General features: G+C 72.3%; 19 protein-coding genes. 10 read left to right on the forward strand and 9 right to left on the reverse strand.

The features are described from left to right. The first annotated feature begins 81 nt into the window (after positions 1–81). On the forward strand, positions 82–672 hold the full coding sequence (locus tag B0E54_RS24630) for a general stress protein (protein ID WP_234588382.1): 591 nt from the start codon (positions 82–84) through the stop codon (positions 670–672). 46 nt (positions 673–718) lie between these two features. Here the strand turns inward: B0E54_RS24630 and B0E54_RS24635 are convergent, their stop codons facing one another. Next, a complete protein-coding gene (locus tag B0E54_RS24635) occupies positions 719–1,306 on the reverse strand; it encodes a DUF1684 domain-containing protein (protein ID WP_234588403.1) in 588 nt (195 codons plus the stop codon). Next, positions 1,303–1,773 carry a helix-turn-helix domain-containing protein gene (locus B0E54_RS24640; RefSeq protein WP_234588383.1) on the reverse strand — a complete coding sequence of 157 codons (471 nt, stop codon included), beginning with the start codon at positions 1,771–1,773 and terminating at the stop codon, positions 1,303–1,305. The genes B0E54_RS24635 and B0E54_RS24640 overlap by 4 nt, the downstream gene beginning before the upstream one ends. A 28-nt stretch (positions 1,774–1,801) precedes the next feature. Between B0E54_RS24640 and B0E54_RS24645 the strand changes: the two genes are divergently transcribed. Further along, entirely contained in the window at positions 1,802–2,821 is a 1,020-nt protein-coding gene (locus B0E54_RS24645; protein ID WP_234588384.1) for a hypothetical protein, read from the forward strand. A gap of 51 nt (positions 2,822–2,872) precedes the next feature. Here B0E54_RS24645 and B0E54_RS24650 read toward each other — a convergent pair whose 3' ends face one another. Beyond that, positions 2,873–3,442, reverse strand: coding sequence for a TetR-like C-terminal domain-containing protein (locus tag B0E54_RS24650; protein WP_234588385.1), 570 nt, complete (start codon positions 3,440–3,442; stop codon positions 2,873–2,875). A 61-nt stretch (positions 3,443–3,503) separates the two neighbouring features. On the opposite strand from B0E54_RS24650, the gene B0E54_RS24655 reads away from it, so the two are divergent. Then, positions 3,504–3,995 (forward strand): FBP domain-containing protein, encoded by a 492-nt coding sequence (locus B0E54_RS24655; protein ID WP_234588386.1) that lies wholly within the window; start codon positions 3,504–3,506, stop codon positions 3,993–3,995. Positions 3,996–4,116: 121 nt separating this feature from the next. Here B0E54_RS24655 and B0E54_RS24660 read toward each other — a convergent pair whose 3' ends face one another. Further along, positions 4,117–4,650, reverse strand: coding sequence for a GNAT family N-acetyltransferase (locus tag B0E54_RS24660; protein ID WP_234588387.1), 534 nt, complete (start codon positions 4,648–4,650; stop codon positions 4,117–4,119). 157 nt (positions 4,651–4,807) lie between these two features. Between B0E54_RS24660 and B0E54_RS24665 the strand changes: the two genes are divergently transcribed. Together B0E54_RS24665 and B0E54_RS24670 are read left to right on the forward strand one after the other, a co-directional pair. Beyond that, the gene (locus tag B0E54_RS24665; protein ID WP_234588388.1) at positions 4,808–5,290 is read left to right on the forward strand and encodes a MarR family winged helix-turn-helix transcriptional regulator; all 483 of its coding nucleotides are present in this window, start codon (positions 4,808–4,810) and stop codon (positions 5,288–5,290) included. An 11-nt stretch (positions 5,291–5,301) separates the two neighbouring features. Continuing rightward, positions 5,302–6,288, forward strand: coding sequence for a pirin family protein (locus B0E54_RS24670; RefSeq protein WP_234588389.1), 987 nt, complete (start codon positions 5,302–5,304; stop codon positions 6,286–6,288). A 60-nt stretch (positions 6,289–6,348) separates the two neighbouring features. Here the strand turns inward: B0E54_RS24670 and B0E54_RS32540 are convergent, their stop codons facing one another. Continuing rightward, positions 6,349–6,477 (reverse strand): hypothetical protein, encoded by a 129-nt coding sequence (locus B0E54_RS32540; RefSeq protein ID WP_255787601.1) that lies wholly within the window; start codon positions 6,475–6,477, stop codon positions 6,349–6,351. Positions 6,478–6,609: 132 nt separating this feature from the next. Here B0E54_RS32540 and B0E54_RS24675 point away from each other — a divergent pair, with 132 nt between their 5' ends. Further along, positions 6,610–8,199 (forward strand): phospholipase D-like domain-containing protein, encoded by a 1,590-nt coding sequence (locus tag B0E54_RS24675; protein WP_234588404.1) that lies wholly within the window; start codon positions 6,610–6,612, stop codon positions 8,197–8,199. On the opposite strand, the gene B0E54_RS24680 is transcribed toward B0E54_RS24675, so the two are convergent. Next, positions 8,148–8,903 carry a hypothetical protein gene (locus B0E54_RS24680; RefSeq protein ID WP_234588390.1) on the reverse strand — a complete coding sequence of 252 codons (756 nt, stop codon included), beginning with the start codon at positions 8,901–8,903 and terminating at the stop codon, positions 8,148–8,150. The two genes, B0E54_RS24675 and B0E54_RS24680, sit on opposite strands and share 52 nt — an antisense overlap. 378 nt (positions 8,904–9,281) lie before the next feature. Here B0E54_RS24680 and B0E54_RS24685 point away from each other — a divergent pair, with 378 nt between their 5' ends. Continuing rightward, entirely contained in the window at positions 9,282–10,115 is an 834-nt protein-coding gene (locus B0E54_RS24685) for a SigB/SigF/SigG family RNA polymerase sigma factor (RefSeq protein WP_007458025.1), read from the forward strand. A 112-nt stretch (positions 10,116–10,227) separates the two neighbouring features. Here the strand turns inward: B0E54_RS24685 and B0E54_RS24690 are convergent, their stop codons facing one another. Genes B0E54_RS24690 through B0E54_RS24700 form a run of 3 tightly spaced genes read right to left on the reverse strand, consistent with a single transcriptional unit; the run spans position 10,228 to position 13,015 of the window. After that, complete coding sequence (locus B0E54_RS24690; protein ID WP_234588392.1) at positions 10,228–10,818, reverse strand: N-acetyltransferase; 591 nt, start codon at positions 10,816–10,818, stop codon at positions 10,228–10,230. Continuing rightward, positions 10,815–12,341: an APC family permease gene (locus tag B0E54_RS24695; protein WP_234588394.1), complete on the reverse strand. Its 1,527-nt coding sequence runs from the start codon at positions 12,339–12,341 to the stop codon at positions 10,815–10,817. The genes B0E54_RS24690 and B0E54_RS24695 overlap by 4 nt, the downstream gene beginning before the upstream one ends. A gap of 47 nt (positions 12,342–12,388) precedes the next feature. Beyond that, positions 12,389–13,015 (reverse strand): GPP34 family phosphoprotein, encoded by a 627-nt coding sequence (locus B0E54_RS24700; protein ID WP_234588405.1) that lies wholly within the window; start codon positions 13,013–13,015, stop codon positions 12,389–12,391. 184 nt (positions 13,016–13,199) lie between these two features. Here B0E54_RS24700 and B0E54_RS24705 point away from each other — a divergent pair, with 184 nt between their 5' ends. From B0E54_RS24705 to B0E54_RS24715, 3 genes are all read left to right on the forward strand, one after another. After that, a complete protein-coding gene (locus tag B0E54_RS24705) occupies positions 13,200–14,024 on the forward strand; it encodes a helix-turn-helix transcriptional regulator (RefSeq protein ID WP_308195394.1) in 825 nt (274 codons plus the stop codon). 41 nt (positions 14,025–14,065) lie between these two features. Beyond that, entirely contained in the window at positions 14,066–14,266 is a 201-nt protein-coding gene (locus B0E54_RS24710) for a DUF397 domain-containing protein (protein ID WP_234588396.1), read from the forward strand. A gap of 28 nt (positions 14,267–14,294) precedes the next feature. Continuing rightward, positions 14,295–15,588: helicase-related protein (locus B0E54_RS24715; protein ID WP_308195392.1), on the forward strand; the 1,294-nt coding region annotated here is incomplete at its 3' end.

A 15,588-nucleotide genomic window follows, 5' to 3' on the forward strand; every position in this document is an offset into this window, starting at 1 on the left:
GCGACACGGGCCCCACTCCGGCGGCGGGTGTTACCGCCCGGCGCTGGCGGGAACGCGGTCGGCTGACGAGGGAGGATGCTCATGACCTCAGCTTCGGGGCCGGCCGCCGCGTGGCGGCCCGGCGCACACAGTGGTGACGTGCTTCCGTCCGGCCCGGCAGGCCGCCTGTCGGCACCGGCCGGGGACGGGCACGGGCCGCAGGGCGGCCCGCCCACCGTGACGATCGGTTCGTATCCGGACTATCCGTCCGCCCAGAAGGTGGTCGACTACCTGGCCGACAACCGCTTCCCGGTGGAGCACAGCGCCATCGTCGGCACGAACCTCACGCTGGTGGAGACGGTGCTCGGGCGGATGACCACCGGTCGCGCGGCGCTGCTCGGCGCCGGCACCGGCGCCTGGTTCGGACTCTTCATCGGCCTGCTGTTCGGCATCTTCACCGTCGGCAACTGGCTGGCGGTGATCCTGGTCGGCCTGGTCATCGGCGCGATCTGGGGCGCCGTGTTCGGCGCGGTGGCGCACGCGATGACCGGCGGGCAGCGCGACTTCACCTCGGCCAGCTCACTGCGCGCCGGCCAGTACGCGGTGACCGTCGACGCACAGCTCGCCGACCAGGCCCGGCAGCTGCTGGGCCGGATGCAGGTGCCCGGCTCGACGCCGGCGAACACCCGCTGACGTATCGGCACGACCGGCCGTCCCGGCAGTTCGCCGGGGCGGCCGGTCAGTCGTGGTACGCCAGCTCGCCGGCCCGCAGTGGCACGTCGACGCGGTTCTCCGGCGGGGCGAGCGGGCAGGCCCAGCGGTCGTCGTACGCGCAGCTGGGGTTGTAGAGGTAGTTGGCGTCCAGCCGGACCCGGTCGCCGGGCAGCAGCTCGACGCCCCGGCCGAAGGTGCCCTTCACCGTGTCGGTGAGGTACCGCCCTCCGCCGTAGGTCTCCTGACCGCAGGTGCCGTCGCGCAGCGGCACGAAGAGCCCACCCCCGTACGCCTCGATCCACCACAGCGTGAGCGGCCCCCACGGCGTCTCGGCAACCGCCACCCGCCGGTACGCGACGACCCCGTCCGGGCCGCCGGTGTCCACTCGCAGCTCGCCGCTGGCCGGCCGAAGGGGCGCCTCCACCACGGCCTCCGGGTTCGGTGCGAAGTAGCGCACACCGGTGAAGCCCTGCCGCTCGGCCGGCGGGATCGGGCTCTGCGGGTGGGTGGCGAAGAGCTCGTCGCGGCCGGCGCGGAAGCCGGCGAGGTCGACGTCGGACAGGTACAGCCGGGCCACCCGCTCCCGCCAGTCGGCCAGTTCCAGATCGGTCAGCATGCGGCGGACTCCTGATCGAGGGACAACTCGCCGGACCGCAGGGGCCTGCCGCACGCCTGGCAGCGGACCTCGGCGACGAACACCTCACCGCACACGTCGTGGATGAAGTCGACCTTGGGCACCTCGGCGTCGCTGTAGGTGTCGCCCCAGCGCTTGAGCACGAGGATGACCTGCCCGAGGTCCTTGCCCTTCTGGGTGAGCTCGTACCCCGCGACCTTGCCGTCCTCGGTCGATCGCGCCTGCAGGATGCCGGTCTCGGCGAGCTTTCGCAGCCGGGCGGCGAGCACGTCCCGGGGTGCGCCGACCGCCCGCAGGATCTCCGTGTACCGGGAGGCCCCGAAGGCGAGCGCCCGCACGATGTGCAGCGACCACCTGTCGTTGACCGCGTCGAGCGCCACAGCGAGCGTGTCCCGAGCCGGTTTGGAATTCAAACCGGTGGTGCTACGGTTCGTCTGGTTGGACATTCAAACCACACTACCCGAGGAAGCACCCATGACGTCGCCACCCGAATCACGTACCGAGCGGGAAACGCCAGTCGTCACCCACCGCCGAGCCTGGCTCTCCCTCGTGCTCACCGGGCTGATCATCGGTACGGCCTTCATCGCCGTCTACGTCGGGCTGCAACGCGGTCCCGAGCCGCGCCACCTGCCGATCGCTGTGGTCGGCGAGCAGCTGGCCACCACCGCGCACGCCGGGTTCGGCGACGCCGTCGCCGTCACGCCGGTGAGCACCGTCGAGGACGGAACGGCCCTGGTCCGCGACGGCGACGCCGTCGCGGTGCTCGGCGCGACCGCCCCCGGCAGGCTGACGCTCGACTACGCCGGCGCGAGCGGATTCAGTGAGAGCGGCGCCGCCCGGCAACTCGTCGCCGGTCTCGCCCGGCAGGCCGGCGCGACAGTCCAGGAGAACGACATCGTGCCGCTGGCGAGCTACGACAGCCGGGGGCTGTCCGCCTTCTACGTGGTGTTCGGGGTCACCCTGTCGTCGTTCGTCCTCGCGCAGGGGCTCACCGCGGCCACCGCGAAGGTGCGCCTGCGTCACCGGCTCTACGCCATGGGCGGATTCGCCGTAGCGATCGGCGTGATCGCGGCGACGGTCGCGGGCCCGGTCTACGGGTCACTGACGGCGCCGTTCCCGCTGCTCGCCCTGTCGCTCATCCTGTTGTCGGCCGCCAGCGCCTTCACGACCAAGGCGCTCGGGGCCTGGCTCGGCCCGATCGGGATCGCGCTGGCGGTGCTCACCCTCACCACCATCGGCAACGCGACGAGCGGAGCGACCATCGGGATCGACCTGCTGCCGGGATGGGCGCAGTCGATCTCGGCGAAGCTCCCCCCGGGCGCGGCAGTGCGGGCGGTCAACAACTTCGGTTACTTCAACGGCTCGCACACGCTGGTGCCCCTGGCCGTCCTCGCCACCTGGTTCCTGGCCGGCCTGGGCTTCGTCCTGCTCCGACAGCGGACCGCGCAGCGCCGCCCGCTGGCGTCCCGTGCGGACGCGGCCGCGACACCCTGATCCGGCTGTGCAGACGATCGGGTGGGCGGACGACGTGCGCCCACCCGACCGTCATCCCCGCGGCCAGTTGCTCAGGACGGCGTCGAGGGCGTCGAGGGCGCGAGCCCAGGACTCGTCCGTCGAGCGCGGGGTGTGGCGGAACCCGCCGGTCCGCTCCAGGCTCACGAAGCCGTGGAACGTGCTGTGCATCATCCGGACGGCGTCGGTCTGGTCCGGCTCGGAGAGCCGGTAGCCGCGCAGGATCGCCCGGGTCATCTCGGCGTGCCGGACGCCCGCGCTCGCGGCGGCCGTCTCGGGGTCAAGGTCGATCTGCATCGCGGCGTAGCGACCCGGATGCCGCGTCGCGTAGTCCCGGTACGCGTTGGCGAAGGCGACCAGCGCGTCCTTGCCGGCCCGGCCGGCGAGCGCGTCGGCGACCCGGTCGGCCAGCTCGGCGAGCGCCAGCAGCGCGATCCTGACCCGCAGGTCGTGTGCGCTCCTGATGTGGAAGTACAGGCTCGCGTCCTTCACGCCGAAGTGCCGCGCGAGCGCGGCCACTGTCACGTTCTCGACGCCCACCTCGTCGGCCAGGTCGGCCGCCGCCAGGGCCAGCCGCTCGGCGGTCACTCCGGCACGTGCCACGCACCACACCCCAAAAACTAGTCTCGTTAATCGTTTGCCTAGGAGAGCTAGGCTACTACCTATGTTAGCCCTCACCGAATCCGCCATCCGCGCCTCCTTCGTCAACTGCACTCAGGGCGAGGCGAAGCGGCTGGCCATACCGAACGATCTTGAAATGCGCCCCTGGGACGACCTGGACTTCCTCGGCTGGCGGGACGTCGCCGCGCCGCAGCGGGCCTACCTGATCGCCGAGGCCGACGAGGGCCTCGTCGGGGTCGCGCTGCGGGTGGCGCCCCAGCAGGCCGGGCGGGTCCGGCGCAGCATGTGTTCCTTCTGCCTGACCACCCACACCGGCGACGGCGTGTCGTTGATGACGGCCCGCAAGGCCGGCCGGGACGGCCGGCAGGGCAACTCCGTGGGCGCGTACGTCTGCTCCGACCTGGCCTGCTCGCTCTACCTACGCGGCAAGAAGAGGGACGCCGGGCGGCGGATCGAAGAGACCATCACCCTGGCCGAGAAGATTGACCGCACCACCGGTCACCTCACGGCGTTCCTGCGCCGGGTCACCGAGTGACGGCCGGCCGGCCCGCCTGAGCGGGTTGGTTCGGCCCGGCCGGTCCCGAGCCGGGGCCGCCCGGGTGGGTGCGCGCCCCGGCCCGCCCGACCTGGGCCGCTCTCCGACGGGCGTCGGCCGGCTAGCGGTCGGTGGCCAGGCGGGCGTGCAGGTGCTCGTCGTAGCGGCGGCCGTCGCCGTACTGGTACGACTCGCGCAGCGTCCCCTCGGCGAGATAGCCGGCCCGCTCGGCGACCCGGCAGGACGCCGCGTTGGCCACCGCGTGGCACAGCTCGACCCGGTGCAGCCGAAGGTCGTCGAACGCCCACTCGGTGAGCCGGACGACGGCCCGCGTCGCCACCTGACGCCCGCGCGCCGCCGGCATCGTCCAGTAGCCGATGGAGGCGTCGCCGTGGTGGATGTGGTGCAGCGACACCGAGCCGAGCAGCTGGCCGTCGGCGGCGTCGGTCACCGCCATGGAGGCGTGGTCACCGCCGGACCAGTCGGCCCGGCGACGCACCCAGAGCAGGGCGGCGTGGTCGTCGACCGGGCCGCCGCCCTGCGGGTTCCACTGAGCGATGTCGGGGTCGCGCAGGGCGTCGCGCACGGCCGGGGCGTCCGCCTCCCGCCACGGGCGCAGCAACAGGTCGGCGGCGGCGAGTTCCACGTGTTCCACGAGGCCGGAGTCTGGCACAGACCGCCCGGGCACCGCCTCCCGATTGACCCGCGCTTTCTTCAAAACTGCATCAAGCGAGCCACCAACCGGACAGACGTGACGCAGGCAACGCTCAACAGCACTAGTTAAATTTTGAACTAGTGCTACCGTGGTGGACGTGACAGACAGCCTGGACAGCACCCGAGCGGCCGCCTGGCGTGCCTACATCGAGGCCAGCCAGCGCCTGTTCACCCAGTTGGAAGACGACCTGCGCACCGACAGCGACCTCACCTTCGCCGACTACCACGTGCTGGTCCTGCTCTCCGAGGCACCGGGGCAACGACTGCGGATGGGCGAGCTGGCCGGCCGGCTGGTCTTCTCCCCCAGCCGACTGACGTACCAGATCTCCTCGATGCAGCGGCGCGGCCTGGTCAGCAAGGAGGCCTGCCCGGACGACCGGCGCGGCAGCGAAGCCGTCCTCACCGCCGCCGGGCTGCTCACCCTGTCCGAAGCCGCACCCCACCACCTGGCGTCGGTGCGTACCCACCTGATGGATGACCTCGACGACGCCGAGGTCGCCTGCCTCACCCGGGTCTTCGACCGGCTCGGCCGCCGCCTGCGGGCGACCCGGACCACGTCGAGCACCCACGCCACACGTTAAGGAGCCCCCCGATGCCCGCGATCACCGTTGACAACGTCCTCGTCCTGCCGCGCCTGCCCCAGCTCGACGAGACCACCAGCTTCCGCAAGGTCCGCACGGTGACCACCGCGCCCAGCGGCTTCGAGGGCGAGGGCTTCCCGGTCCGCCGGGCCTTCGCCGGGGTGTCGACGACCGACCTGGACCCGTTCATCCACCTCGACCAGATGGGCGAGGTGGACTACGCGCCGGGCGAGCCCAAGGGCACCCCGTGGCACCCGCACCGCGGCTTCGAGACCGTCACCTACATCATCGACGGCGTCTTCGACCACCAGGACTCGCAGGGCGGCGGCGGCACCATCACCGACGGCGACACCCAGTGGATGACGGCCGGCAGCGGCCTGCTGCACATCGAGGCGCCGCCGGAGCACCTGGTGCTCAGCGGCGGGCTCTTCCACGGCACGCAGCTCTGGGTCAACCTGCCCCGCGCGGCCAAGATGAACCCGCCCCGCTACCAGGACATCCGGGGCCGGGAGTCGGCCCTGCTCACCACGCCCGACGGCGGCGCGCTGATCCGGGTCATCGCCGGTGAGGTGGCCGGGCACCGGGGGCCGGGCTCGACGTTCACGCCGATCACCATCACCCACGTCACGGTGCAGCCGGGCGCGCAGGTCGACCTGCCCTGGAACCCCGACTTCAACGCGCTGGTGTACGTCCTCGGCGGGCGCGGCACCGTCGGCGCCGAGCGCCGGCCGGTCCGCACCGGTCAGCTCGCGGTGCACGGTCCGGGCGACGCGCTGCGCTTCAGCGCCGACCCCACGCAGGACAGCAACACCCCGGCGCTGGACCTCTACATCATGGGTGGTCAGCCCATCCGGGAGCCGGTGGCGCAGTACGGCCCGTTCGTGATGAACACCCGCGACGAGCTGCTCCAGGCGTTCGAGGACTTCAAGGCCGGCCGCCTCGGCGTCATCCCCACCGAGCGGGTGCCGCACACCGACGGCCAGGGCCCGCGTCCCTGACCCGGACCGACCGCTGAAACCAGCGCCGGCGCCCCGTCTCCCCGGGGCGCCGGCGCCGCCTCACGAGACCGCGAAAATCCCCGCGACGCCCAGAATCACCATCAGCAACACCGCTACCAGCGCACCCCGTTCGCTCTCCACCGCCGGCTCGCGGTACTCGGTCACGGGGTTCGTCGTCTCGCGGGGCATGGTGTGGCCTCCTCGGCTGTTGTCACGTGCTCGCGTTGGGCGTCATCCAGGTCACCGGGCGGTCGGCCTGGCATGCGGACCCGCGTCGGGGGTCCTACCGTGAGGACGTTGTCGACCTCCGGGGGGCTGGACGTGCCGTTACAGGACTGGTTCCTCACCGCACAGGAACGCGCCAACCCGGTCTCTGGGTTACCCGTCTGGACCAGGGGAAACCTCGCCGAGCCGTTGATTCACGGCGCGGCGTACTTCGACCGGCTGGTCGAGGAGGTGGAGGCGCTGACCGCCGGTGACCACCTCTTCTTCACCGACTGGCGGGGCGACCCGGACCAGCGGTTGCGCCCCGACGGCCCCACCGTGGCCCAGCTCTTCGCCCAGGCCGCGCAGCGCGGCGTGGTGGTCAAGGGGCTGATCTGGCGCTCACACCTCGACGCGATGGCCTACAGCGAGGCGGAGAACCGCAACCTCAGTGAGACGGTCTCCGCGGCCGGCGGCGAGGTGCTGCTCGACCAGCGGGTCCGCCGCGGCGGCTCGCACCACCAGAAGCTGGTGGTGTTGCGGCACCCGAACGCCCCGGAGCGGGACATCGCGTTCGCCGGCGGGATCGACCTGTGCCACAGCCGGCGCGACGACGCCGCGCACGGCGGCGACCCCCAGGCGGTGCAGATGTCCTCCCGGTACGGGTCGAACCCGCCCTGGCACGACGTGCAGCTCGCGGTGCGCGGCCCGGTGGTCGGCGCGCTGGACACCGTCTTCCGGGAGCGCTGGACCGACCCGATGCCGCTGGACTCGGAAAATCCGATGGCGTACGCGCGGGACCGGCTGCGCGGCGCGGACCTGCGGCCGGACCCGCTGCCGGAGCAGCCCGCCGACCCGCCCGAGTGTGGGCCGCACCAGATCCAGGTGCTGCGCACCTACCCCGCCGTCCGGCCGCGCTACTCCTTCGCGCCCGACGGCGAGCGGACGGTGGCCCGGGGCTACACCAAGGCGGTCCACCGCGCGCGACGGCTCATCTACCTGGAGGACCAGTACCTCTGGTCGACCGAGGTGGCCAACCTGTTCGCCCAGGCGCTGCGGGAGAATCCCGAGCTGCACCTGGTCGCCGTGGTGCCCCGGCACCCGGACGTGGACGGCCGGCTGGCCCTGCCGCCCAACATGGTCGGCCGGGAGCAGGCGCTGTCGCTGTGCGAGCGCGCCGCGCCGGACCGGGTCCACGTGTTCGACGTGGAGAACCACGCCGGCACCCCGGTGTACGTGCACGCGAAGGTCTGCGTGGTCGACGACGTCTGGGCCAGCGTCGGCAGCGACAACTTCAACCGCCGTTCCTGGACGCACGACAGCGAGTTGTCCTGTGCGGTGCTGGACGACACGCGCGACGAGCGGACGCCCACCGACCCGGCGGGTCAGGGCGACGGGGCCCGCGTCTACGCCCGGGACCTGCGGCTGCGGCTCTGGCGCGAGCACCTCGACCGTGATCCGGACGGCGCGGACGACGCCGACCTGCTCGACCCGGCCGACGCCGTCGCGGCCATCACGGCCGCGGCCGACGAACTGCAACTGTGGTACGACGGCGGCCAGGTCGGCGATCGTCCGCCCGGCCGGCTGCGCCCGCACCGCCCCGAGCGGCTGCCCTGGTACACCCGCACCTGGGCGCTGCCGGTGTACCGGCTGGTCTACGACCCCGACGGCAGGCCGCTGCGAGCCAGGCTGGCCGGCACCTGGTGAGTCTGCCGGGCCGGCTCGGGAGGGCCGGCCGCGCCGGGGTGCACGGTCAGCCCGCCGGGGTATGCGAACGAGGAGCGCGGCGAGAAGTAGCCGAAGCCGATGGTCAGCGGGTTGGCGGGACGCAGCGCGTACATCGGGTGTCGGGGTTGCAGGAACTCCACCGACTCGATCTCGAACGGTGCGACCGGCTCGGCCACGAACGGGTAGACCGAGCTGAGCAGTTGGCCGTCGCGGCACGTGAAGTAGCGGTGGTGCCCGCTGCTGATCACGTGGCCGGTCTCCCCCACCCGACACCGGGCGCGGATCAGCGGCGCACCCTCCGCCTCGGTCTCGGAGAGCAGCGCCTCGCCGCTCACCTCGATCCTGGTCCGGCCGGCGAGCACCGGGGCGCCCCGCGCCGCGGCGTACTCGCGGACCAGCCGGCTGGAGGCCACGTAGTGGGTCCACCAGCCGCCCGGGTTGAGCCCGCCGGGCGCGTCCACGCCGGCGAGTGAGACGCCGAGGTACGTCAACGAGTAGGCGCCGAAGCCGGAGGTCTGCGTCTCGTCCTCGACGACGTACTGGTTGAGGAACACCTGCCGGTCCGCGCGGGGGCGCAGCCCGGCGGGGACGAGGGCGGCGACCGCGTCGGGATCCGCCGGCAACCAGCTGAAGTACAGGGTGCGACTGTTCACGACGAGCTGGGGAGCGGCTGGATCGAGCATGGTGCCTCCGAACCGGGTGTCTACCAGCGACGCTACGGCCGGTCCCGCCGACGGGACAAGGACGGATAGTCGACAGTGCTGCCCAGTTGTCGGATTTCATGTTGACCGGTCGGCGGGGGATGCGACACCGACCGGTCGGGCCGGATGGGATGACCGGGTGCCGCAGGATCGCCCGTTAAACGGGTAAGAGACCTCACAAACTCTTCGCCAGCCGCTACTTTTGGGCGTTTTGTGGTCCGACACGCCTTAAGTACATCAACCTTTCGGCTAGATTTCCGGGAGCCGATCAGGCTAAGGTGAGTCCCGAACGGCCCATTCGAAGCTAAACCAAAGCGTCACGTCTTTTTGTCCGCGGACGAGGTGCAGGGAGGACCACCCATGACCGCGCCAACGATCACCGAGCAGGCGAGCACCACGGCTGCCGAGCAGACGAGCACCACCAAGCTGGACCCGCGGGCGCTCACCGACAGCGCCGCCGACCTGCTCAACGCCATGGCCGCACTGCCCGCCAACCACCCGTCGCGCGCCGCCCTGCGGGACCGCGCGATCGAGGCCTGGCTGCCGCTGGCCAACCACCTCGCCCACCGCTACAGCGGGCGGGGCGAGCCGACCGACGACCTGGCGCAGACCGCCGCCGTCGGCCTCATCAAGGCCATCGACAAGTTCGACCCGTCCCGCGGTGTCGACTTCGCCGGCTACGCGATCCCCACCATCATCGGCGAGCTCAAGCGGCACTTCCGCGACCGCACCTGGGACATCCGGGTGCCGCGTCGCCTCCAGGAGCTGCGGCTGGCCATCTCCGACGCCAACAGCTCACTGCTGCAGACCCTCGGCCGTTCGCCGACGGTGGCCGACATCGCCGCCCACCTCAAGCTCACCGAGGAAGAGGTCCTGGAAGGCCTGGAGGGCGCCCGCGCGTACAACGCGGTGTCGCTGTCCACCCCGACCGGCGACGGCGACCGGGCCACCGAGCTGGGTGACATGCTCGGCGGCGAGGACAACGAGTTCGAGCTGGCCGAGCTGCGGGTCGCCCTCGGCCCCGCGCTGGCCACGCTCGACGAGCGTGAGCAGAAGATCCTCACCCTGCGGTTCTACGGCAACCTGACCCAGTCGCAGATCGCCGACCAGATCGGCGTTTCGCAGATGCACGTCTCCCGGCTGCTGGCCCGGGCGCTGACCAAGCTGCGCGGCCAGCTCGACGGCACGTACTAGGCACCACACGACGAAGGGCCGGGTCAGCGTGGACCCGGCCCTTCGTCGTGCGTCGGCACCGGCGCACCGGCCGGGTCGTTCCCCCCGAGGGGCAGCGGCCCGGCCGGCCCCGTCAGCGGCCTGCGGGCTCCCGCCACATCGGCCAGAACGGCATGCCGTCGGGCACCCGGAAGGGCTCGCCGGCCCGGTAACCGTGCCGCGCGTACAGGTCCCGGCTGCGCGGGCTGCTCGCCTCCAGGTAGGCCGGCATGGCGTTGGCGTCCAGCCAGGCGTGGTGGTGCCTCATCAACGCGGTGCCCAAACCCTGCCCCTGCCGTCCCGGCTGCACGGCCAGGAAGGCCATGTGGTGATGGTCCGGGTGCGGGTGGTTCGCCGCGAACAACTCGTCGAGATGCTGGAACCGGTCGGTCCACTCGCCGCAGGCCGCGGCGAGCCGGGCGTCGTAGTCCGGCGGCGGCGGGGCCGGCTCACCGACCGACGGGAACCAGACCGCGACACCGGCCCGGTCCGTGGTGGCGTGCACGAACCCGTGCCGCATCGCGTGGTCGACCAGGATCTCGAAGTCCCCGGCCAGCACGGCCTCGCGCTTGCTCGCGTCGGGGACCAGCCAGGAGGTCACCTCCAGGGCGATGAACGCCTCGGCGATCCGGTTGGCGACCAGCTCCGTGTCCTGCGGCCCGAGCCGTTCGATGGGCGCGCTCATCGGGACACCTCCGCGGCGGTCGGCGTCGTCGCCTGCTGCTCCCCCGACCGCACGGCCGCCGCGGCGCTCGCCGCGCCGAGACCGATCCGGGCGTACGTGTCCGGGCGGTTGTTGCGCAGCAGCAGTGCCCAGGCGACGCCCAGCGCGGCCGCCACCGGGTAGACGGCGGGCAGTGCCCAGCGCAGGCTGGAGTCGGGTGCGACGCCGAGCAGGTTGGCGAAGTTCGACACGGCCAACCAGATGATCACGACGAGCGCGATGGTGGCCAGGCCGGGCGCGATGGCCCGCCGCCAGAGCGTCTCGTCACCGCCGAAGCGGGCGAAGTAGGCGATCACCGCCACCGAGGTGGTGGCGATCAACAGCAACACGCCGAAGCCGCCGCTGGTGCCGACCCAGAAGAACAGCTTGACCACCGGGTCCCAGCCGTTGACGGTGTAGAGCAGGATGACCAGCAGGCCGAGGGCGCTCTGTGCCAGCGACGCGGCCCGCGGCGAGCCGGTCCGCGGCGAGGTCTGCCCGAACACCGCCGGCAGCACCCGCTCCCGGCCCAACGCGAACGTGTAGCGGGCCGTGGTGTTGTGGAAGGAGATCATCGCGGCCAGCAGCGAGGTCAGGAAGAGCACCTGGCCGATGGTGACGGCGGTGTCCCCGAGCTGGGCGCCGGCCAGGTTGAAGATCAGCCCGACGCTCTGCTCACCGGCCTCGGCGACGATCTTGTCCGGGCCGACCGCGACGGTCATGGTCCAGGAGGAGAGCGCGTACAGCGCGGCGACGATCGCCACCGAGAGGTAGGTGGCGAGCGGCACCGTCCGCTTCGGGTCCTTGCTCTCCTCGCTGAACACGACGGCGGACTCGAAGCCGACGAAGCCGAGGATGGCCAGCACCAGCACCGCGCCCACCCCGGGCACGAAGAGGTTGTCCGGCGAGAACCCGGCGAAGCTGACCTCACCGCCGGCCGGGTTGCCGAGCTGGCCCAGGTCGAAGATCAGGACCACGACGATCTCGGCGACCAGCAGCGCCGCCAGCACCAGGCCGTTGATGTCCACGCGGAGCAGGCCGAGCAGGCCGACCAGCGCCCAAGCCACCAGGGCGACGATCGACCAGTGCGGGTGCCCGCCGAAGATCCGGTCGAGCACCGGCTCGGCCGCGACGCCGATGGTGCCGTAGAGCCCGACCTGGAGCGCGTTGTACGCGATCAGCGCCACCCAGGCGGCGCCGACACCTGCCGGCCGGCCGAGACCCCGCGAGATGTAGGCGTAGAAGGCGCCGGCGTTCTCGACCCGGCGGGACATCGCCACGTAGCCGACCGAGAACAGGGCGAGCACCGCGGCGACCACGAGGAAGGCCAGCGGGATGCCGGTCACGCCGATGACGCCGTAGCCGGTGGTGACGACGCCGGCCACCACGGTCAGCGGCGCGGCTGCGGACAGGACGAAGAAGATGACCGAGGGGACGCCGAGGCGTCCCCTCGCGAGGGCTTCGGAGACGTTGCTGGGTCGGTCGACTGTCGATGTCGATGGCATACGACTACTCCGGTTGTCGAGGGGAGGGGTTGGGGTTACCGGGGGGATCAGGGGATGCCGCGCAGCACGGCTGCGCCGACGGCGGCCTCGGTGTGCCCGACAAGCTCCTTCAGGGGCGCCGGCAGCGCGGGGATGAGAACGCTGAGCCGGTGGTGGGCGCGGGGGCCGGCGCTCCACAGCACCTCGCGGGTCAGTCCGGCGGCCACGACCAGGCCGAGCAGCAGCGCGTCCGGCACGCTCGGCGGGTCGGGGCGTTCCAGCAGGGCCCGCAGCCGGGTGGCCGGCCAGGCCACGGCGTTGAGGTCGATCGGCAGGTAGCTGACCGAGGTGCGCAGCAGCCGCCGGCTCTCCTGGCGGCGCAGCACCCCGGCGCGGGCGAGTCGCTCGCCCACCGAGGTCGTCGCGCTCTGCGCCAGAAAGCTGAGCCAGACGTTGACCTCCCGGTGCTGCGACTCACCGATCAACTGGTCGAGCACGGTGTGCGCCAGCGCGTCGGCGGGTGGGCGCCGGTCGATGACGGTGACCTGTCCACCGGAGACGGTGATGTGCCCGTAGAGGGTCAGCTCACCGAGGAGTCCGGCGGCGAGGCCGAGGCCGGTCGCCGCGGGGTGGAGCTTGGCCTTGCCGCGGGTGTCGTTGTGGGCGATGAGGAAGAACTCGTCGGCGATGAGCAAACGGTCCTCCCGCTCAGCTGTGTCCACAGTGTCTGCGCCCGGAAAAGGATGCACCGACAGCTACTGCAACGCAACTCCCAGATTTGAAAGTTGCACTCCGTGCTGGCGCGACCTGCGGATCTTGTCGTGACAGACTCGGACGGTGACCGCCGCTTCCACCATCCGGCCCACCGCCAGCCCCACCGTGCGCCGTCGGCGCATCGCTCGCGAGCTCCGCCAGCTCCGGGAACGGGCGGGCATGACCCTCGACGTGGCGGCCCGTCAACTCGACATGTCCAAGAGCAACCTGTCCCGGATCGAGAACGCGCAGATCGGCATCAAGCCCCGCGACGTGCGGGCGGCACTCGCCCTGTACCAGGTCACCGGCGCGGACGCCGAGGCACTGATCGAGATCGCCCGGGGCGCGCAGCAACGCGGCTGGTGGCAGAACTACAGCGACGTGCTGCCGGAGTGGTTCGAGTTCTACGTCGGACTGGAGGCCGAGGCGGCGACGCTGCGCACGTACGAGGCCGAGTCGGTGCCCGGGCTGCTGCAGACCGAGGCGTACGCCCGGGCGATCTTCCGCCGCACCGCCGGCGAGGACGGCCTGGAGCGCAAGGTCGCGGCCCGGCTGCGCCGCCAGGAGGTGCTGCACTGCGACGACCCGGTCGGGTTGTCGGTGGTCCTCAACGAGGCCGTGCTGTTGCGCCCGGTCGGCGGCCCCGCAGTGATGGCCGAGCAACTGGTCCACATGAGCCACATCGCCCAGTTACCCAACGTGACAATTCAGGTACTGCCGTTCGCGGCCGGCGAGCATCCGGCGATGACCACCCCGTACGTGATCCTCAACTTCGCCGACGCCGCCGACGCGTCAGTGGTTTACCTGGATAACCTGACGATGGGCCTGGCTCTGGAGGATGCCGATCATGTGCTCGGGTATAGCCTTCTGCACGAGGAGCTGTGCCGGATGGCACTCGATCCGGGGGCGTCGCTGACCCACCTCAAGGAGGCTTCTCGTAACTTTGCGTGACCGCGTCTGCGGCACGCCGACGCAGACGAGAGGTACCACGGATGACGGCGCTCGACCTGACCCGGGCGGACTGGCGCACCAGCACGCGCAGCAGTGGCAACGGCAACTGCGTGGAGGTCGCGACAGTCGACGGTCGGATCGCCGTCCGGGACAGCAAGGACCGCTCCGGCCCGGTGCTCGCGTTCGGTCCGGCCGCCTGGCGGTCGTTCCTGCACGGTCTCGGCGAGGTCCGCCGGGGCTGAGTCTCCGGCACCGGTGCGAGACTGGGCCGTGCTCTCCGACGTAACAGTGGACCTGCCGGTCCGTCCGGCGTTGCCGGCGCTGCTGACCGCGCTCGACGCGGCCGGCGCCGCGGTCCTGGTGGCCCCGCCGGGCACCGGCAAGACCACTCTCGCGCCGTTGGCGGTGGCCGACCGGGTCGACGGCCGGGTGGTGATCGCCCAACCCCGACGGGTGGCGGCGCGAGCCGCGGCCCGGCGGATGGCCGAACTGCTCGGCGAGCGCGTCGGCGACCGGGTCGGCTACGCCGTACGCGGTGAGCGTCGGGTCGGTCCGGCCACCCGGATCGAGGTGGTCACCACCGGCCTGCTGGTCCGCCGGCTGCACCACGACCCGGAGCTGCCCGGCACGGGTGCGGTGCTGCTCGACGAGTGTCACGAGCGGCAGCTCGACGCGGATCTCGCACTGGCGTTCACGGTGGAGGCCCGAGCCACCCTCCGGCCGGACCTGTGGCTGCTCGCGATGTCCGCCACGCCGGACACCGACCGGTTCGCCGCGCTGCTGGGCGGGACCACCGCCGCACCGGTGGTCCGGGCCGAGTCGGCGCTGCACCCGGTACGGCGGATCTGGGCGCCTCCGGCGCGGCCGGTCGCGCCGTCGGGGGCCGGGCCGGTGGACCGTGCCCTGCTCGACCACGTGGGCGCCACGGTCCGGCGGGCGCTGCGCGAGCACGACGGCGACGTGCTGGTGTTCCTTCCCGGGGCCGGTGAGATCGCCGCAGTCGCCGGCCGGCTCGGCGACCTGCGGGACACCGTCGACCTGCTGCCGTTGCACGGTCGCGAGCGCGCCGCCGAGCAGGACGCGGCCCTGCGACCCCGCGGCCCGGACGGCCGGCGGCGCGTGGTGCTGTCCACCGCGCTGGCCGAGACGAGCCTCACCGTGCCGGGCGTGCGGGTGGTGGTGGACGCCGGACTCTCCCGGGTGCCCCGCATCGATCTGGCCCGTGGGCTGGGCGCGCTGATCACCGTGCCGGTCTCGCGGGCCGCCGCCACCCAGCGGGCCGGCCGGGCCGGCCGGGAGGCCCCGGGGTACGTCTACCGCTGCTGGTCCGAGGCGACCCACGAGCGGCTGCCCGCCCGGCCGGAGCCGGAGATCGCCACGGCCGACCTGACCGGGTTCGCGTTGGAGCTGGCCGCCTGGGGGCGCCCGGACGGCGTCGGGCTGGCGCTGCCCGATCCGCCGCCGGCCGCGGCGATGGCGGTGGCCCGGGACACCCTCGAGACGCTGGGCGCGGTCGATCCGACGGGCCGGATCACCGGGCGGGGCCGGGTGATCGCCTCGGCCG

Origin of the sequence: Micromonospora sp. MH99 (assembly GCF_021442385.1) — a bacterium.
In the GTDB taxonomy this organism is placed as follows: domain Bacteria; phylum Actinomycetota; class Actinomycetes; order Mycobacteriales; family Micromonosporaceae; genus Micromonospora.